This window comes from Lysobacterales bacterium, from assembly GCA_016703225.1.
Taxonomy (GTDB): Bacteria; Pseudomonadota; Gammaproteobacteria; order Xanthomonadales; family Ahniellaceae; genus JADKHK01.
The window spans coordinates 1,863,310-1,882,745 of record JADJCM010000001.1; the positions used below are offsets into that span (position 1 = coordinate 1,863,310).

At 65.2% G+C, this 19,436-nt stretch carries 13 protein-coding genes and 1 pseudogene; 11 read left to right on the forward strand and 3 right to left on the reverse strand.

Going from position 1 to position 19,436, the window contains the following annotated elements; translation table 11 throughout:
• Positions 1 to 10: 10 nt before the first annotated feature.
• From IPG63_08025 to IPG63_08035, 3 genes are all read left to right on the forward strand, one after another.
• On the forward strand, positions 11 to 1,984 hold the full coding sequence (locus IPG63_08025; GenBank protein ID MBK6727190.1) for a helix-hairpin-helix domain-containing protein: 1,974 nt from the start codon (positions 11 to 13) through the stop codon (positions 1,982 to 1,984).
• A gap of 149 nt (positions 1,985 to 2,133) precedes the next feature.
• The gene (locus tag IPG63_08030; GenBank protein MBK6727191.1) at positions 2,134 to 2,430 is read left to right on the forward strand and encodes a hypothetical protein; all 297 of its coding nucleotides are present in this window, start codon (positions 2,134 to 2,136) and stop codon (positions 2,428 to 2,430) included.
• Positions 2,430 to 4,463 (forward strand): helix-hairpin-helix domain-containing protein, encoded by a 2,034-nt coding sequence (locus tag IPG63_08035; protein ID MBK6727192.1) that lies wholly within the window; start codon positions 2,430 to 2,432, stop codon positions 4,461 to 4,463. The genes IPG63_08030 and IPG63_08035 overlap by 1 nt, the downstream gene beginning before the upstream one ends.
• Here IPG63_08035 and IPG63_08040 read toward each other — a convergent pair whose 3' ends face one another.
• The gene (locus IPG63_08040; protein MBK6727193.1) at positions 4,464 to 5,045 is read right to left on the reverse strand and encodes a GNAT family N-acetyltransferase; all 582 of its coding nucleotides are present in this window, start codon (positions 5,043 to 5,045) and stop codon (positions 4,464 to 4,466) included.
• Positions 5,046 to 5,140: 95 nt separating this feature from the next.
• On the opposite strand from IPG63_08040, the gene IPG63_08045 reads away from it, so the two are divergent.
• The 5 genes from IPG63_08045 to IPG63_08065 all read left to right on the forward strand — a co-directional run bounded on the left by IPG63_08045 (position 5,141) and on the right by IPG63_08065 (position 11,120).
• Entirely contained in the window at positions 5,141 to 5,563 is a 423-nt protein-coding gene (locus IPG63_08045; protein ID MBK6727194.1) for an organic hydroperoxide resistance protein, read from the forward strand.
• A gap of 107 nt (positions 5,564 to 5,670) precedes the next feature.
• Positions 5,671 to 7,023, forward strand: a complete 1,353-nt coding sequence (gene aceF, locus IPG63_08050; GenBank protein ID MBK6727195.1) for a dihydrolipoyllysine-residue acetyltransferase — start codon at positions 5,671 to 5,673, stop codon at positions 7,021 to 7,023.
• A 14-nt stretch (positions 7,024 to 7,037) separates the two neighbouring features.
• Complete coding sequence (gene lpdA / locus IPG63_08055) at positions 7,038 to 8,852, forward strand: dihydrolipoyl dehydrogenase (GenBank protein ID MBK6727196.1); 1,815 nt, start codon at positions 7,038 to 7,040, stop codon at positions 8,850 to 8,852.
• A gap of 316 nt (positions 8,853 to 9,168) precedes the next feature.
• The gene (locus IPG63_08060; protein ID MBK6727197.1) at positions 9,169 to 10,347 is read left to right on the forward strand and encodes a carboxylate-amine ligase; all 1,179 of its coding nucleotides are present in this window, start codon (positions 9,169 to 9,171) and stop codon (positions 10,345 to 10,347) included.
• Positions 10,344 to 11,120, forward strand: a complete 777-nt coding sequence (locus IPG63_08065; GenBank protein MBK6727198.1) for a gamma-glutamyl-gamma-aminobutyrate hydrolase family protein — start codon at positions 10,344 to 10,346, stop codon at positions 11,118 to 11,120. Before IPG63_08060 ends, IPG63_08065 begins: the two co-directional genes overlap by 4 nt.
• Before the next feature lie 3 nt (positions 11,121 to 11,123).
• Here IPG63_08065 and IPG63_08070 read toward each other — a convergent pair whose 3' ends face one another.
• Complete coding sequence (locus IPG63_08070) at positions 11,124 to 11,303, reverse strand: type II toxin-antitoxin system HicA family toxin (protein MBK6727199.1); 180 nt, start codon at positions 11,301 to 11,303, stop codon at positions 11,124 to 11,126.
• Entirely contained in the window at positions 11,304 to 11,495 is a 192-nt protein-coding gene (locus IPG63_08075; GenBank protein ID MBK6727200.1) for a type II toxin-antitoxin system HicB family antitoxin, read from the reverse strand.
• A 114-nt stretch (positions 11,496 to 11,609) separates the two neighbouring features.
• Between IPG63_08075 and ubiA the strand changes: the two genes are divergently transcribed.
• The 3 genes and pseudogenes from ubiA to IPG63_08090 all read left to right on the forward strand — a co-directional run bounded on the left by ubiA (position 11,610) and on the right by IPG63_08090 (position 18,110).
• Positions 11,610 to 12,584 carry a 4-hydroxybenzoate octaprenyltransferase gene (ubiA, locus tag IPG63_08080; GenBank protein ID MBK6727201.1) on the forward strand — a complete coding sequence of 325 codons (975 nt, stop codon included), beginning with the start codon at positions 11,610 to 11,612 and terminating at the stop codon, positions 12,582 to 12,584.
• Positions 12,585 to 12,731: 147 nt separating this feature from the next.
• On the forward strand, positions 12,732 to 15,596 hold the full coding sequence (locus tag IPG63_08085) for a TonB-dependent receptor (GenBank protein MBK6727202.1): 2,865 nt from the start codon (positions 12,732 to 12,734) through the stop codon (positions 15,594 to 15,596).
• Between the two features lie 246 nt (positions 15,597 to 15,842).
• Positions 15,843 to 18,110, forward strand: a pseudogene (locus tag IPG63_08090) (RHS repeat protein).
• Positions 18,111 to 19,436 lie beyond the last annotated feature (1,326 nt).

Below are 19,436 nucleotides of genomic sequence, written 5' to 3' on the forward strand. Positions count from 1 at the left end.
TCCGGCATCGATGCACACACTGCACAACGCGCGCGGTGAATCGCTTCACCTCGGCCGCGAACTCGGCCGCGGTGGCGAGGGCGTGGTGCACGAGTTGCCCTCGCACCCGGACTGGGTGGCGAAGCGCTATCACCAGGCACCGGACGCGGCGAAGCAGCAGAAGCTGCGGTTGATGGCGGAGGCCATCGACTCGCCCTTGCGCAACTACGCGGCCTGGCCGGAGGAGACGCTGCATCTGGGCGAAAACGGTCCGGTGATCGGCTTCACCATGCAGCGCATCGAGGGTCGGCTGCCGATCCACATGTTGTACAGCCCGGCGCAGCGGCGCGAGTCGTTCCCGCAGGCGCGTTTCGATTTCCTGGTGTTCGTCGCACGCAACATCGCCGCCGCGTTCGCGACCCTGCACGAGCACGGCCATGTGCTCGGCGATGTGAACCAGGGCAATGTGCTGGTCGGTGCCGACAGCCGCGTGATCCTGATCGACTGCGACTCGTTCCAGATCCAGGTCGGCGACGCACTGCATCGTTGCGAAGTCGGCGTCGCGCATTTCACCCCGCCGGAGCTGCAATCGATCGCGAGTTTCGAGGACATCACGCGCACGCCGAACCACGATGGCTTCGGCCTCGCACTCCTGATCTTCCACCTGCTGATGGGCGGGCGGCATCCGTATTCCGGCGTGCCGCTGGCCGACCACATCGGTGAATCGCTTGAGGCCGACATCCGCGATTTCCGCTACGCCTACGCGAAAGACGCCGCCCAACGATTGATCGCGCCACCCCCGAAGTCGGTCCCGATCGAAAGCCTGCCGCCCGCGATCGTCGCGCTGTTCGAGCAGGCGTTCACCGAATGTGGCGTCGCTGCGCGCCCCACGGCAACGCAGTGGGTCGGCGCACTCGACGCGCTGCGCGCGCAGCTGCGGGCCTGCGCGAAGAATCCGCTGCATGTTCACGCCGGCGTGATTGGCGAGTGTGTGTGGTGCGGGTTGGAAACGGGGCGCGTCCTACTCTTCGGCGAGAGACCGAAGCCAGTGATAGCGCGGTTGGCGCCAACGACGCGAGCACTCGTGGTCGCGGCGCTGGAAAGCGAGTTCGCGAAGATCTCGCTGCCCGCACGAATCAGGCCTCCGGATCTCGGCGCGCTGAGGCCACCAGGAAGCGGCGAGGCTTCGGCACGGACCGCGGGCGTGATCGGCTGGACCGTCTCGACCCTTCTCGGCGGCGTGGCCGCGATCTCGGGAGCTGCCTTGGGAATTGCGGCGCTGGCAACGTTGGGCTTCGCCACGGTAGCGGCCTCGGTAGGGATTCCGGAGGCGGCGGTGTCCGTGCAGAAGCGCAGGGATCGGCGTTATGCATCCGCGCATGGAGAATTCATGCGAACCCAGCTGCGTTTTGCGGTGATGGTCCGCGACTTGAACGATCGTCGTGGGGAGGCCGCGACCCGCGAGTGGAGGTCGGCACTTGCCGACTGGGAATCGTTCAACGAAAGCGAAGCGCTGGAGTTGGCGAAGTTCACACTTGAGACTGGCGATCCGTTGCGGCAATTGCTGCAGCGAAAGCAGATCGCGTTGTGGGTGGATGCGCGATTGACGGCCGTGGAGCGATCGCGGCTGCGCAGTGCAGGTATCGAAACTGCTGCCGATGTCGACAATCGACGGCTCGAGAAGCTTGGTGTGCCGATGACCGAGGGCATGCGTGCCCTGGCGTCCTGGCGCGACGAGTTGGCCCGCAGCTATCACCGGCAGCGGCGTCTGCAGCGAGCAGACGTCAATGAATTCCGTCGTCGTCGCGAGGTCACCGCCGCGGCTATCGAGCATCGGTTGCGGCGCGCGTTGGAGGCGATGCGGCATGCCGCCTCACCGGACGCTGAGCCAACGAGCGCGGAGATGGAAGTTCTGGCAATGCTGACTTCCAATCTGATCGAACAACATCGGGTATGCGTCGGACTGGGCGGTCTGCTGCCGTTTCCGAACGACTTTCAGCGCTGAGAGTCGCGCGCCAGCAGGCCGCAGTAGACGACGTCCCGGATTCCACCGTTGTGGCGTTAGCATTCTTGCAGCGTTCGAGCCCGAGAGCGGTTCCCGATACCCGGCCAGCAGCTCACTTCGACACAAGCACACTGGCGCAGTTGCAGGTCTTGTCCGACGCGACGTTCCGTGTGCTGCTGCAGTGGCGGAACGTGCTTGCTTGTGGTTATCAGCGTCGGCAGCGGGCTCGTCGTGGGCCGGAAATGGTTGAAGCGGAGCGGGAGCGAGAACGAGAAAGCAAGCGACGCAAGCTGGAGCAGGAGCTTCAGTCGGTGTATCAGGAGTTGCGGCGACCGCTCGCAGATGACGGCCTCTTGCGACAACTACAAGAACGGCGAATGGAGCTGGAAACGATGGCGCGTGCCGAGTTCAATCGCTGGAATGGCCTGACCGGGCGGAGGATCTGATGGTGGCGGCCGTGCACGATGCGCAGGGTCAGCCGATTCACCTCGGCCGCGAACTCGGCCGCGGTGGCGAGGGCGTGGTGCATGAGTTGCCCTCGCACCCGGACTGGGTGGCGAAGCGCTATCACCAGGCACCGGACGCGGCGAAGCAGCAGAAGCTGCGGTTGATGGCGGAGGCCATCGACTCGCCCTTGCGCAACTACGCGGCCTGGCCCGAGGAGACGCTGCATCTGGGCGAAAACGGCCCGGTGATCGGCTTCACCATGCAGCGCATCGAAGGGCGGCTGCCGATCCACATGTTGTACAGCCCGGCGCAGCGGCGCGAATCGTTTCCGCAGGCGCGTTTCGATTTCCTGGTGTTCGTCGCACGCAACATCGCCGCCGCGTTCGCGACCCTGCACGAGCACGGCCATGTGCTCGGCGATGTGAACCAGGGCAATGTGCTGGTCGGTGCCGACAGCCGCGTGATCCTGATCGACTGCGACTCGTTCCAGATCCAGGTCGGCGACGCACTGCATCGTTGCGAAGTCGGCGTCGCGCATTTCACCCCGCCGGAGCTGCAATCGATCGCGAGTTTCGAGGACATCACGCGCACGCCGAACCACGATGGCTTCGGCCTCGCACTCCTGATCTTCCACCTGCTGATGGGCGGGCGGCATCCGTATTCCGGCGTGCCGCTGGCCGACCACATCGGTGAATCGCTTGAGGCCGACATCCGCGATTTCCGCTACGCCTACGCGAAAGACGCCGCCCAACGATTGATCGCGCCACCCCCGAAGTCGGTCCCGATCGAGAGCCTGCCGCCCGCGATCGTCGCGCTGTTCGAGCAGGCGTTCACCGAGCGCGGCGTCGCTGCGCGGCCGACGCCACAACAATGGGTCGGTGCGCTGGATGGGTTGCGGGCAGGGCTGGTGCAGTGTGCGAAGCGTGCCGCGCATATCCACGCCGGACATGCGCAGGAGTGCGCCTGGTGCGTGCTCGAACGGCGCCGCGTGCGCTTGTTCGGAGCTTTGGACAAGCCGCGCTCCGCGCGCAAGTCGACGCGGCCAGCGTCGCCGCCCATCCCGGAACGCCCCGCATTCGATGTCGGCGCGATGGCCGCGGCGGTCGGGAAGATGAACCCGCCGCAGCGCGTGCCGGTGCCGTGGTATCCGCCGCTGCGCGCGCCCGACCCTGAGCAGAACATCGAGGCGCGGGCGATGGGTCTCGGTGCCACCGTCGGCATATTCAGTGGTGTCTGCGGCATGCTGCTGGTGGCCTCCTTCGGCATGGGCGCGGCCGACGGCCTCTTAATCTTCCTGCCGTTGCTGCTCCTGTCCGTTGTGCTGGGTTTCATAGTGTCAACGTTCGGTCTCCACTACTTCGGGCGGCGCTTTCGTGAATACGAGGAGGCCTATTCACAATTCCGACGCCTGCACGAGAGGCTTGCGAGTCTGGCCGAGGAGATCAATGACGCCACCGCGGTCGCCGCTGTTGACGAATGGCGCAATGCCGAGCGCGCACTGCGCCAGTTCGAGGCCAAAGAAGCAACAGCGCTGGCCCAGTTCAAGCTCGACGCGGCCGATGGCGGGCTGCGCCGGTTCCTGCAGGGCAAGCTGATCGAGCACTGGCGCGAACCGCGACTGAGCCGGCTTGAGCGCGTGCGCCTGCGCGCGGCGGGCATCGAGACCGCGGCCGATTTCGACCGCGCGCGTCTCGTCAAGGCGCATCTGCTCAGGGACGATGCGCGCGCCGCGCTCAGCGCCTGGAAGCTGCAGTTGGTGCGCGACTATCGCCGGCAGGCGCCAACGGCGGCACCGGGTCTTGCGGATTTCCACAGGGCACGCGCGCAGCATCGGATCGCCCTGCAGGAGCGGCTCGGCGCGGTCTACGCGAAACTCGAAAAGAGCATGCAGCGGGGTTCGCTGGTGCTCGCGGCGCGTCGCAATCAGATGGCGGCGCTGCAGGCCGAAGCCATGCGTCAGCACGCACACTGCGAACAGCTCGCACGGCTACTGCCGCCACCGCCGCGGCGACCCGGCAGCGTGTTGCCGTAGTCAGCGCTGAAACTCCCGCGCCAGCAGGCCGTAGTAGACGACGTCCTGGATTTCGTCGTTGTAGATGTAGCGTTCGCGCAGCACGCCTTCGCGCTGGAAGCCGGCCTTCTCGACGACGTGGATCGATGCGTGGTGGCGCGGGTCGATGTCGGCTTCGATGCGGCGCAGGGCGAGATCCTCGAAACCGAAGCGGCAGACCCGATGCACCGCTTCCGCGGCGTAGCCATTGCCCCAGTGCGCCGAGCCGAGGGCGTAGCCGATTTCGGCGGTCTGGTGCGGGGTATCGAGGCGGAACAGCGACGTCGTTCCGATCACGCGGTCGTTGTCCTTGCGGGTGATGCCCCACTTGAAGCCGGTACGGGCGTCGAAGTGCTGTGCGATCTCGGCCAGATAGGCGCGCGCTTCGTCCAGATCGCGCATCGGCGGACGCGTCCAGTAGCGCATCACGTCCGGGTCGGCGAACACCGCGAACAGGTCGGGCAGGTCATCTTCGCGCAGCGGACGCAGGCGCAGGCGTTCGGACTCGAGCGCGGGCAGGGTGGCGAGGTCGGCGAGCAGGCGGGGTGTGGGTTCGTTCGGCATGTCTTTTCTCGATCGTTGACCGGCCAGTGTAGCTGCCTCGACGCCGCCGTCACGAATTGTGGCTAGCATCGTCCCCCCTTCCAGGAGTTCGCGCCATGAAAGTCCTCTACACCGCCCACGCCACGGCCGACGGCGGCCGCGATGGAGCCGTGAAATCTTCCGACGGCATGATCGACATCAAGCTCAACAAGCCCAAGGCGCTCGGCGGCAACGAGGCGCCGGGCACGACCAATCCCGAGCAGTTGTTCGCGAGTGGCTACTCCGCCTGCTTCGCCGGAGCCATCGCCTTCGTCGCGGGGCAGAAGAAGATCGCGCTGCAGGGCGTGTTCGTCACCGCCCACGTCGATATCGGACTGCTGGAAGCCGGCGGACTTGGCCTCGGCGCCCAACTCGAGGTGCGCCTTCCGGGGCTCGATCGGGCCACCGCGGAGCAACTGGTCAACGAGGCGCACGGCGTTTGTCCGTACTCGAAAGCGACGCGCAACAACATCGAGGTCAGGCTCAGCGTCGTCGATTGAAGCTGCAATCGTAATCAAACGCCTGTGGCTTCCCGTTGCACCGGAAAGCCGCAACAATGTTCGCCATGCTTGCCCCATGTTGGGGCAAACGCCGCCGAGGTGGAATCATGGCCGATCTGAAGGAAGCCCGCGTCCCCGATCTCGGGGGCAGCAGCGAGGCCCCCGTCATCGAGTTGCTGGTCAAGGTCGGCGACACGGTCAAGAAGGACCAGGGACTGGTCACGCTCGAGTCCGACAAGGCGACCATGGAAGTGCCTTCGAGCTATGCCGGCGTCGTGCGCGAGATCAAGGTCAAGCTCGGCGACGCGCTCTCCGAAGGCTCGGTGGTGGCGTTGATTGAAACCGCCGATGCGGCTCCAATCGTGCCCGTAGGAGCGACCCCGGTCGCGACCGTTGCAGCAGCGTCGCGGCCAGAGGCCGCTCCCACACCAACCACATCGCCTGCACCAAAGCCTGCGGCGACGCCAGTCGCGACCGGGGTCGCTCCTACGGGCACGTCCGTGGCCGTGCCGCATAGCCATGACGCGACGCAATTGGCGGGCACGGCGTTGCCGTATGCGTCGCCGGCGGTGCGTCTGTTCGCGCGCGAGCTTGGCGTGGATCTGGCGAAGGTCACGGGTACGGCGCGCGGTGGGCGCATCAGCAAGGACGATGTGCAGAACTACGTCAAGGCTGCGCTGGCGAAGCCGGCGGTGACTGCCACGGTCGCTGCTGGCAACGGCTTGAATCTGTTGCCGTGGCCGAATGTCGACTTCAGCAAGTTCGGCGCGATCGAGTCGAAGCCGCTGGCGCGCATCAAGAAGATCTCGGGCGCGAACCTGGCGCGCAACTGGGCGATGATTCCCCACGTCACCCAGTTCGACGACGCCGACATCACCGATCTCGAAGCGTTCCGCGTGCAGCTCAACAAGGAGAACGAGAAGGCCGGCCTCAAGCTGACCATGCTCGCCTTCCTGATGAAGGCCGCGGTCGCCGGTTTGAAGAAGTTCCCGGACTTCAATGCCTCGCTCGACGCCAGCGGCGAGACGCTGACCTTGAAGAAATACTTCCACATCGGCTTCGCCGCCGACACGCCGAATGGCCTGGTGGTGCCGGTGATCCGCGACGTCGACCAGAAGGGCGTGTTCGCGCTCGCGAAGGAGACCTCCGAACTCGCCGCGAAAGCACGCGAAGGCAAGCTCGGCCCCACCGACATGCAGGGCGGCTGTTTCTCGATCAGCTCGCTCGGCGGCATCGGCGGCACCGCCTTCACGCCGATCATCAACGCCCCCGAAGTCGCCATCCTCGGCGTGTCGAAGTCGTCGATGAAACCGGTGTGGAACGGCAACAATTTCGACGCCCGCCTGATCCTGCCGATGTCGCTCAGCTATGACCACCGCGTCATCGACGGCGCCGCCGCCGCCCGCTTCACCAGCTACCTCGCGCAACTGCTCGCCGATTTCCGGCGGGCGATGTTGTGAGCGGAGACCGAGTCATGGCGAACACGATCGAAGTGAAGGTCCCCGACCTCGGCGGTAGCAGCGAGGTGCCGGTGATCGAGGTGCTGGTCAAGGTCGGCGACACGATCAAGAAGGACCAGGGCCTGGTCACGCTCGAGTCGGACAAGGCGACGATGGAAGTGCCCTCGAGTGCGGCCGGTGTCGTGCGCGAGTTGCGGGTAAAACTAGGCGACAAGCTATCGGAGGGCATGGTGGTGGCGGTGGTGGACGCGATCGCTTCGCTCCCCTCTCCCGCCGGGAGAGGGGCTGGGGGTGAGGGCGCTCTTGCGTCGGCCGCACCCGATCCCTCATCCGGCCCTGCGGGCCACCTTCTCCCGGTGGGAGAAGGGAAGACCGGAGCGTCCGCGACCGCATCGCCAGCGAGTGGTCGCCAGCCTGATATCGAATGCCAGATCGTGGTGATCGGCGCCGGGCCGGGCGGGTACAGCGCGGCGTTCCGTGCCGCCGATCTCGACCAGAACGTGGTGCTGATCGAGCGCTATGCCGAACTCGGTGGCGTCTGCCTCAATGTCGGCTGCATTCCGTCCAAGGCGCTGCTGCATGCGGCGAAGGTGATCGACGAAGCGGCGCACGCGAGTGACTACGGCGTCAGCTTCGGCGCACCGAACATCGATCTCGACAAGCTGCGCGCGTACAAGAACAAGGTCGTGAAGACCTTGAACACGGGGCTGTCCGGCATGGCCAAGCAGCGCAAGGTCACGCGCGTGACCGGTGTCGCGAAGTTCGTCTCGGCGCACGAGGTCGAGGTCGCGACCACGGACGGTGCCAAGCTCGTACGTTTCGAGAAGGCGATCATCGCTGCCGGTTCGCAGCCGGTGAAACTGCCGGGCCTGCGCTGGGACGATCCGCGCGTGATGGACTCGACCGATGCGCTGATGCTCGCCGAGATCCCGAAGCGGCTGCTGGTCATCGGCGGCGGCATCATCGGCCTTGAGATGGCCTGCGTGTTCGATGCGCTCGGTTCGCAAGTGACCGTGGTCGAACTGGCCGACCAGCTGATGCCGGGTGCCGATCTCGATCTCGTGAAGCCGTTGCAGACGCGGCTCGCCAAGCGTTACGCCGGCATCCATCTGAAGACCAAGGTCGCCGCACTCGACGCCAAGCCGGACGGATTGCACGCGACCTTCGAAGGCGAGTCGATGCCGAAGAACACCGTGTTCGATCGCGTGTTGTGCGCGGTCGGGCGCACGCCGAACGGCAAGAAGCTCAATGCGGAAGCAGCCGGCGTAAACGTCGACGCGCGCGGCTTCATCGCCGTCGACAAGCAGATGCGCACCAACGTGCCGCACATCTTCGCGATCGGCGACATCGTCGGCCAGCCCATGCTCGCGCACAAGGCCACGCACGAGGCGAAAGTGGCGGCCGAGAACGCCAGCGGGCACAAGAGCGAATTCGTCGCGCGCGTGATCCCGAGCGTCGCCTACACCGACCCCGAGATCGCCTGGGTCGGCCTCACCGAGACCGAAGCCAAGGCCCGCGGCATCGCCTACGGCAAGGGTGTGTTCCCGTGGGCGGCGTCGGGTCGCGCCATCGGCATCGGTCGCACCGAGGGTTTCACCAAGATGCTGTACGACGAAACCACGCACCGCGTGATCGGCGTCGGCATCGTCGGCCCGCATGCCGGCGACCTGATCTCCGAAGCCGCGCTCGCGATCGAGATGCAGGCCGAGATCGCCGACGTCGGCCTGACCATCCACCCGCACCCGACGCTCGGCGAAACCGTCGGCCTCGCCGCCGAGGTGTGCGAGGGCACGGTGACGGATTTGTATCTGCCGAAACGGAAAAAATGACGCACCCTCCCGGGGCGTTTGTTGCCCCGGGTTCCCATTCCGTCGCGCGCACCCGGGGCCTTACCCCGTGCTCCCAATGGGTCGTGTTCACCTGGGGCGATGCCCCAGGCTCTTGTCGTGTCGCGCCGGCGGCGCTCAGGCATGCGACGCAAGGGCGCGAGTCTGCGCTCATTCTTGTCGACCTCGAAGGAGCGCTCGAATGAGAGCCTGGGGCAACGCCTCATGCGGATCGATAACGCGGACTTAACTTCGCGCATGCTTCCCTGTCTCCCCATGACGCTGACTCCGGCGTGATGGTGGGCACGGAGATCGCATCATGAACGAACACACGTATACCTACGGCGTTGAAGAGGAGTTCTTCCTCTCGCAGGGTGACACCGGCAACATCGCGACGCGCATGCCGCAAGCATTCCTGCACGAGGTGCGTCGCCGCCTCGGCGAGCGTGCCAGCAACGAGCTGCTGCAGTCGCAGATCGAGCTGGTCACGCCGGTGTGCGGCACCGTTGCGGAACTGGAACGCGCCGTGGTCGGCAATCGTCGCGTCGTCGGCGAAATCGCCAAGCGTTTTGACATCGCCCTGGTCTCCGCCGGCACGCATCCGCTGGCGGAATGGCGCGAACAGAACCTGACCCAGAAGCCGCGTTATCGCCAACTGGTCTCGGACTTCCAGATCGTCGGCCGCCGCAACCTGCTGTGCGGCTTGCACGTGCATGTCGCGCCGCCGCCGGACCAGGATCGCGTCGACGTGATGAACCGCATCCTCGCCTACACGCCGATCTTCCTGGCGCTGTCGTGTTCGTCGCCGTTCTGGAACCGCCAGGGCACCGGCCTGATGAGTTATCGCCAGGCTGCCTACGACGAGTGGCCGCGTACCGGCATTCCCGAGTTCTTCAACGGCGAGGCCGACTACAACGCCTTCGTGCACATGCTGGTCCAGGCCGGGGTGATCGAGAACGCCAGCTTCCTGTGGTGGGCGGTGCGGGTGTCGGCCAACTACCCGACGATCGAGTTGCGCATCGCCGATGCCTGCACCGATGTGCGCGACACGCTCTGCATCGCCGACCTGTTCCGCTGCCTGGTGCGCGCGGCGGTGCGCAACCCGAGCCTCGGCCGGGCGCGCATGTCGACCACGCGCCTGCTGATCGAGGAGAACCGCTGGCAGGCCAAGCGCCACGGCATCGCCGCGCAGTTCATCGACGAATTCGGCAGCGGTGAGCGCATGCCGCTGGCCGAACGCATGGAACAGCTGTTTGCGCTGATCGCCGACGATGTCGCCCACTTCGGCTGCGAGGCGGCGGTGGCGCAGGCGCGTCACATTCTCGTGCGTGGCAGCAGCGCCGACCTGCAGATCGCCGAATTCAAGCGTGCACGCGACACCGGCGCCACGCGCCCGGAAGCCTGCCGGGAAGTGGCGCGCTGGCTGGCGGGGCACTCGGCTCCAGCGCATACTCTCGGACCTGTCCAGCCCGACATCTCGCCCCGACTGAGTGCATGAGCACACGGATTCCGCTGATCGCCGTTTCGCCCCGACTGCTGCACCAGGTGCCGAGCGAACTCGGCTTCCGTGGCAAGAAGCTGCAGTTCCTCGAGCAGTCGGTGTCGCACTGGCTGTCGCACGCCGGGGCGATTGTCGCGATGGTGCCGACGATCGAGCGTGGCGGCGAACTGCGTCGCGCCGATCTCGATGTGGATGACATCGCCGAGCGCTTCGACGGGCTGTTCTTGCAGGGTGGCGCCGATCTCGATCCACGCCTGTACGGCGAGGAACCGCGCGAGATCACGCTCGGTGTCGATGCTGTGCGCGACCGCTTCGAACTGGATTTGCTGCGCGCGTTCGATCGCGCCATGAAGCCCGTACTCGGCATCTGCCGCGGCATGCAGTTGATCAATGTCGCTTTCGGCGGCACGCTCCACCAAGACCTGCTGCTCGACGGCGTGACCAGCGAGTCGCACATGATCAGCGAGCGTTACGACGAACACGGCCACGCGCTGAACATCCGCGACGGCGGTCGCTTCGCCGAGTGGTACGGCGCCGGCACGCGCTTCCGCATCAACTCGATTCACCACCAGGCGGCGAAACAGGTCGCGCCCGGTTTCCTGGTCGAGGCCCAGGCCGACGACAGCGTGATCGAGGCGATCTCGTGCTCGGATCGCAGTCGCTTCATCGTCGGCGTGCAGTGGCACCCCGAGTTCCACGACGGCCGCGACCCCGAACTGATGGGCCGCGCGCCGCTGATGCAATCGTTTCTCGAAGCCTGCTCGCGCTGAGCTTCAGTCGCCCGCGAGCTTTTTCAGGATCGATTTCGCCAGCTGCTCGTTGATCTCGTTGTGGCGCGGCACCGGCTGCGACTGGCGGGTCGCCGGGTTGGTGTACCAGTCGTGTCTGCCGCCATGCCGGCTCAGCACGCAGCCCATGGCTTCGAGGGCCTTGATCAGGTCGCGGCGCTTCATTCACGCGACCTGCAATTCCTCGATCTTGCGGATGAAGGGCACTTCGCCGGAAGTGAAGTCGGCGAGGAGGTCGCGCAAGTTCTCCAGCAGCTCGTCCTTGCTCCGGCCTTGGGTCTGGTAGTCCGGGTAGTCGTTCAGAAAGCCGAGAAAGAACTCGCCGTCCTGCCAGTAGGTGTAGCGAACCGTCTGCATCGCATGCGCTCCGGAACTGCGGCAGATTCTAGCCGACGCGGGTCGCCGCCGCTGATGCAATCGTTTCTCGAAGCCTGCTCGCGCTGAGCGCGGGTTTCGCCGCACAATCGCGGCATGACCCGGACCCCGAAATCGCAGGCGCGACGCGTCGCGCATCCGCAGCCACGCTCGACTGCGGCGCCGGTGCGCGTGGGCGACGGACTGCAGCACAGCCAGTCCCCAATCGACTGGCGCGAGCGCGCGCGCAACTACGCCCTGCTGATGCGTCTGGACAAACCCATCGGCTGGCTGCTGCTGCTGTGGCCGACCTATTGGGGGCTGTGGTCTGCGGCCAAGGGCATGCCATCGTGGTCGCTGCTGCTGATCTTCACGCTCGGCGTGATCGTGATGCGTTCGGCCGGTTGCGTGATCAACGACTACGCCGACCGCTGGCTCGACGGTCGCGTCCAGCGCACCGCGCAGCGGCCGCTGGTGAACGGCAAGGTGGCGCCACGCGAGGCGCTGATGGTGTTTGGCGCACTGATGATGTTGGCGTTGCTGCTGGTGGCGCTGACCAACGCGCTGACGATGCAGCTTGCCGTCGTCGGCGCCGCGCTCGCCATCGCCTATCCGTACCTGAAGCGGCACACCCACCTGCCGCAACTGTGGCTGGGCGCCGCATTCGGCTGGTCGGTGCCGATGGCCTACGCCGCGCAGAAGGGCGAGGTCGATCAGATCGCCTGGCTGCTGTTCCTCGGCAACGTGTTGTGGAGCACCGCCTACGACACCATCTACGCGATGGTCGATCGCGACGACGACTTGAAGGCCGGCGCCAAGTCCACGGCGATCCTGTTCGACGATCTCGACACCGTCGCGATCGGCATCCTGCACGCCGGGTTCCTGTACGCGATGTGGTTCGCCGGCACGCGCCTGAACCTGGGCCCCGCCTACACCATCGGCTGGTGCGCCGCACTCGCGATCATCGCCGTGCAGCACTGGATCATCCGCACCCGCGCCCGCGACGACTGCTTCCGCGCTTTCAAGCTCAGCCACTGGGCCGGCGCGGCGTTGTGGGTGGGGATGGCGGTGGGCCTGGCGCGCGTAGGCTAGCGGACGGGACCAACCTTCGGCACGGTATACAGCGCGCTCGCAAAGCGCTACATACCCGGGCGCTCATCGCCGGCGCAGACGGTGGTCGGCGGTGGTGCTGCGACTCCGATTTGATCCACACACAACAAGATCCTGAGGGAGACTCCTATGAACTTGCATCGCCATGCGCTCGCGGTTGCCGTGCGCCGTTCGCTCTGGCTTGGTTTGGCGGCGCTGCCGCTCACCGCGCCGGCATTCGCCCAGTCGAACGAAGAAGATTCCCAAACCCTGGAACGCGTCGAAGTCACCGGCTCGCGCATCAAGAAGGCGTCGATCGAGGGACAGACCCCGGTCAACGTGATCACCCGCGAAGACCTGGCGAAGTCCGGCCTGACTTCGGTCGCCGACATCGTGCAGCAACTCACCGGTTCCGGTTCGGCGCTGAACACCAAGTTCAACTCCAGCGGCAACTTCGGCTTCCCGCCGGATGGTTCCGGTGTCGGCGCCGGTTCGGCGACGGTCGATCTGCGTCACCTCGGGTCCAAACGCGTGCTGGTACTGGTCGATGGCGTGCGCTGGATCAACGAGGCCTCGGCTTCCGGTGTCTCCAGTTCAACCGACCTGAACACGATTCCGGTGGCGATCATTGAGCGCATCGAGGTGCTGGAAGACGGCGCTTCCTCGATCTACGGCTCGGACGCGATCGCCGGCGTGGTCAACATCATCACCCGCCGCGACATGGAAGGCGCCGCCGTCTCCATGTACTACGGCGAGTTCGGCGCCGGCGGCCCGAACAAGAGCGCCGATATCTCCTTCGGCGGTGGCGGCGACGACTTCTCGTTCTTCCTTGGTGCCAGTGTCACCGACCAGGAAGAGATCAGCTCGACCGAGTACGAACACGCCGGCGTGCCAAAGCCCGGCACTGGTCTGACTTTCGGCTCGTCGGCCACGCCGAACGGCCGCTTCGTGTTCGTCGACCCGAACACCGGCCTGACCCGCAGCATCACCACACCGAACGGCCAGTTCTATCCGAACGGTCCGAACTACCCGTCCGACTTCATTCCGTTCACCACCGCCAACCGCTTCAACTACGCGCAGTTCAACCTGCTGCAGACCCCGAGCGAGCGCAAGGGACTGTTCGGGCAGAGCCGCTATGAACTGGGCGAGAGCACGACCTGGTACATGCGCGCGCTGTACAACCAGCGAGAGTCGCTGAACCAGGCTGCGCCCGAGCCGATCTTCGTCGGCCCCGATGCCGGCACCGGCAATCCCTATGCCGACAACATCCTGATTTCGGCGAGCAACCCGTACAACCCGTTTGGCTTCGATCTCGCGTCGAGCGGTCCGAACGCGAACCTGATCTTCATCGGGCGGCGCCCGATCGAGGGCGGGCCGCGTCGCTTCCATCAGGACGTCGATACCTGGTACTTCGCCACCGGCCTCGAAGGCGTGTTCGAGATTGGCGATGGCTCCTGGTTCTGGGACGTGAACTACGTGCGCAGCGGCAACGAGGCCAACCAGACCAACTACGGCAGCTACAACATCCGCCGCATCAACCTCGCGCTTGGCCCGATCGGCGCCTGCCAGGCCGATCCGCAGTGTGTGCCGCTCGACATCTTCAGCGGTCCGGGCGCGATCACGCCGGCGATGCTCGGCTACATCCAGCCGATCGTGCGCGACTACAGCGAGAACAACCTGCAACTGCTCTCGGCGAACATCTCCGGCGACCTGTTCGACCTGCCCGCCGGCGCGGTCGCGGTCGCGGCCGGGTATGAACATCGTCGCCTCGACGGTACTTATCTGCCCGACGCGCTCACCGTCGCCGGCGAATACAACGGCGTCCCCTCGTTGCCCACCGCGGGCGAGTACGACGTCGACGAGTTCTACACCGAGTTCAATGTGCCGGTGTACGAGTCGGGCGAGTCGCGGCTCGATCTGAGCTTGGCCGGCCGCTATTCCGACTATTCCACCTTCGGCGGCGAGACCACCGGCAAGTTCGGCCTGCGCTGGCAGTTGAGCGAGGAGTTCCTGTTGCGTGGCAGCTACGCGCAGGGCTTCCGCGCACCGTCGATCGGCGAACTGTTCGGCTCCGCGGCGCGCTTCGACGCGCAGATCGACGACCCCTGCCTGATCGGCCTCGATGGCTCGCCGCCGGAAGCGAACTGCTCCGCCTTCGGCGTGCCGGCAGGCGCGGCGCAGGCGAACTCGCAGATCTCGGTGACTACCGGTGGCAACCCCGAACTGGAACCGGAGACGTCGGACTCGTACTCGCTCGGCTTCGTCTGGAGCCCCGGCTTCGGCGCCAACAGCGGCTGGTCGGAACGCTTCGACATCGAGTTCAGCTACTACAACCACGAAATCGACGGTGCGGTGCAGGCGATCGATGCGCAGACCCAGCTCGACTTGTGCGTCGCTGGCGGCCCGGACTCGCCGTTCTGCGACGGCATCACCCGCGCCAGCACCGGCGGCATCAATGGGTTCAACAACCGCCTGCAGAACTTCGGCTCGGTCGATACCGATGGCTATGACTTCGATGTGTTCTGGACGCTGCCGGAGATGAGCATCGGCTCGTTCCGCGTCTCCTGGCAGAACTCCTTCGTCAACGACTACACCGCGGTCGATGGTCTCGGCGTGCTGCAGCCGCGTGCCGTCGGCATCGAAGTCAACGACAGCGCGATCCCGGAATGGACCTCGAACACCAGCCTGGCCTGGGCGCATGGCGATTTCTCCGCGGCCTACACGCTGCGCCACATGAGCGACTTGGTCGAGGAATGCGGCGACGCGGTCGACTTCGAGGTGTGCAGCAACCCGACCGCCGGCACCAATCGCCTCGGCTCGACTACCTACAGCGACTTGCAGTTCGGCTGGAAGACGCCCTGGTTCGAGGGCACGCAGTTGACGCTCGGCATGAACAACATCTTCGACAAGGACCCGCCGATCTGCCTGTCGTGCTCGCTGAACGGCTACGACGCATCCAGCTACGACCTGCCCGCCGGCCGCTTCGTCTACCTGCGCGCGGAAATGAAGTTCTGATTCCCACCTAACGCAATCCCGCAACGAAAAAACGCCAGCTTTGTGCTGGCGTTTTTTTTTGGTCGCAGCGCCTGGCTTCCGCTGCAGCGATAGCCGCTTGATCCAGATCAGCCCGAGCCAAAGTTGACCGCAGATCACAGGCCGCTTGGGGGTTGTCACATTCATTGACCGTCGTTACAGTGCGCCCCCTTTGCCGCTGAGAGCCGGGGGGCGCAGTGGTGAATTTGTCGTTCATAAGGACCTGCCATGCGTTGGCGGGGCGGTGTTGGCTTGCCCGAATCAGGACTGGACATGATGAAGCGAAAAATCTCCCTGCTGACCACGCTGCTGGCGTTGGTGGCAATGACCCCGGCGACCAGTTCGGCGCAAGGCGGCGACACCGTGCCCCCATCGGAGGCGCCGACTTCGGTGGGCCGCGTGCAGTGGGCGCAGGAATACTCCAGCCGCATCGGGTCGGCGAAGACCGTTGGGCCCTTGAGCGGGGAGATCTTCGGCGAGAGCGTCAGCTTGTTCACTGGCGCTCTGGGATTCTCCGCAACCGATGTTTCCCTGCCGGGCAACAGCGGACTCCCGGTCGCCTTCAGTCGCAAGTTGGACCTTTCTGAGATCGGGCCAGCACTCCCATTGGGCGACTGGGATCTGGATCTGCCCCATCTCGAAGGCGTGTTTGCGAATGAGCGTTTGGATGGCTATTGGAAGCCCGCAGCCCGCTGCAGCTCTCAAGCGGCACCGCCCAATTACGGGACCTTCAACAACTACGAGTTCTGGAGCGGCAACAAACTAGTGCTGCCCGGCGGTGGTGGTGGTGAATTGCGGGTGCTGAATGGCCACCCCAAGTTGACGCTGCCCACGAACGGGTTTCTCAACAAATGGGTGACCAAGGACTTCTGGTTCTTCTCGTGCTTGCCGACGCTGAAAAGCGGACATGCTGGCGAGGGCTTCCTGGCGCATGCGCCGGACGGTACCCGCTACTACTTCGACCAGATGGTGGTCAGGTTGTACCCCGGCATCACCATGAATCAGGATCGCCACAGCCTTGAGCCCGTCTGGATGGAACGCGTGAAAGTGCGCCTATTCCCCACGCGGGTCGAGGACCGCTTCGGAAACTTCGTCAACTACAACTGGTCGGGTGATCGCTTGCAGAGCATCCAGGCCAATGATGGTCGCCTGCTCACCATCGGCTATAGCTCTTCAGGTTTCATCAACTCGGTATTCGATGGCACGCGCACCTGGCAGTACGTTGTCAATGGGAAGCTGACCAGCGTGCTGAACCCCGACGGCATCAGCAGTTGGGCCTACACCAACGGCATCAGCGCGGCCATTTCTTACCAGGAGCGGCCAGCGAACAATTTGCCGCTACCGCTGGATCGGCGCCTGTGGTGCAGCTATCAGCGGATGATCGATACGCGAGAAGGTCACTTCGAGCAGTCGATCCGCATCACCCACCCCTCAGGCGCGGTGGGCGAATTCACGGTTCGTCCAACCCGGCATGGCCGCAACAACGTGCCCTACGAGTGCGTGCAAAACCCGGACAAAGACCGTGATCAGTACTGGAACCGTCTTCCGGTATTCCAGGACGTGAAGTCGCTTGTGCGAAAGCGCATCTCCAACCCGAATATCGGGACGTTGGATTGGACCTACGAGTACGTCAAGGACAACGATGCCAACGGCTATCTCTCGGGCGGCTATGCGCCGGGACCCGGCGTACCTGGCGCGACTCCAGCGCCAGGACAAAGCAAGCAGGTCACAGTGACTGCGCCCGACGGCACCAAGGCGCGCTACTTCTTCGGGCTGGACTATGCGTTGAACGAGGGGCAGCTGCGTGAAACGCAAGTGCTGGATGCTTCGGGCACCATCTTGCGGTCCACTACGAATGCCTACATTGCCGAAGATCAAGTTGCCGCCCAGCCGTTTCCCGGCATGGTTGGCAGGGTTCCGTTCGGCATGGTCGCCGAAGACCACAGCGACGAGTTCTCGGCCGCCGCCTTGCGCCCCCTGAAGCAGCGCACGATCACCGAACAGGGCACGCAGTTCGTGCTGCGCAACGACAGCTACGACCAGTTCGCCAATGCGCTCACCGTGAAGCGGTTCAACAGTCTGACCGGCGAGGCCGGCGGCCGGTCGGAGACCATTGAGTACCACCATGACTTCACGAACTGGGTGCTTGGACAGGTCAAGAAGCTCACGGTCGCAGGCGCGGTGGTGGAGTCCACCGACTTCACTTCGCTGTCCCAACCGTGGAAGCTCTACAGCAACGGTCTGCGCGTCGAGACCCGTGCCTACAATGGCGACGGCACGCTCGCATCGGTCGTGGATGGGCTCAACAAGAGCACGACCTTGTCGAACTGGTACCGCGGGATTCCGCGCAACATCGGCTTTGCAAACGCGACTGCGATCAGCGCTGCGGTAAATGCCTTGGGTCAGATCACCGCGACCACGGATGAGCTCGGTTATTCCACCGGCTTTGGCTACGACCCCATGGGCCGCGTCAATCTGGTGACGCCACCGAGCGGCGACGGCACCACTTGGGATAGCACGAGCATCACCTTCGCCAAGGTGAATGCCGACGAGTACGGCCTCGGCATCGGCCACTGGAAGCAGTCGACGACGACCGGGCGCTATCGCAAGGAGGTGCTGTTCGATGCCTTGTGGCGGCCGGTGCTGGCGCACGAGTGGGACAGTTACCTGACCAACAGCCACCGCTACAGCGTGCGCGCATTCGACGCTGACAACCGCGAGACCTTCGCGTCGTATCCGAGCGCGAGCGTGGGCACGGTGTCGGCAGTGGTGGCATCGGGTGTTGGCGTGAGCAAGCAGTACGACGCGCTTGGGCGCTTGCGCAGCACGGCGGCGCATTCCGAGCAAGGGAGCTTGATCACGCTGGTCGACTACTTGTCCGGCTACCGCAAGCGCATCGTCAATCCGCGCGGCCAGACGACCGAGATCGACGCTCTGCAATACGACGCGCCGAGCGAGGACTCGCCGACGCAGATCCAGCAGTACCCGTATCTGAACGCACCATCGCCGCTCGCGACCACGCAGATCGTGCGCGATGCCTGGGGCAAGCCGACCTCGATGACGCGCTCGGGCACCAGCCCGACGGTGAGCGCGACGCGCAGCTACGTCTACGATGCGTATCAGCGTCTGTGCAAGACCATCGAGCCCGAGCGCGCTGCGGAAATCTTCCACTACGACGGCGCCTCGCGGATCGACTGGAGCGCGAAGGGTCAGGCGTTGTTGAGCACCACGAGCTGCGAGGACACCAGCGTTCCGGCGGCGGCAAGGATCGCGCGCGGGTATGACCTGCGGGATCGTCTGCTGACGGTGAACTACCCGGACACGACGCTCGATGAGTCTCGCGCCTACTACGCCGACGGCGCGCTGAAGACGCTGACGCGCGGCCCCGGGACGGCAAACGAGGTGCGCTGGGAATATCAGTACAACCGTCGCCGGTTGATGACCGAGGCGCGCATCCACATCGGCGGCCAGAGTTCGGCGATGAACTGGAGTTACGACTCGATCGGCAATGTCGCCGGCGAGTACGCGCTGAACGGGGTGTGGACGACCTACAGCCCGAACGCTTTCGGCCAGCCCATGCTGGTGAAGGACCCGGATGCCGGGCGGGTGTACGCGTCGTCGATCTCGTGGTTCCCGAACGGAGCGCTGGCCGGGTTCACCTACGGCAACGGCGTGGTGCACACGCTGACCAAGAACGCGCGCGATCTGCCCTGGCGCAGCCGTGACATGAACGGCGGTGCGACCGTCATCGACCACACCTACACCTATGACGAAAACGGCAACCCGACCGGCATCGACGATGCGCTGAACTTCGACGACAAG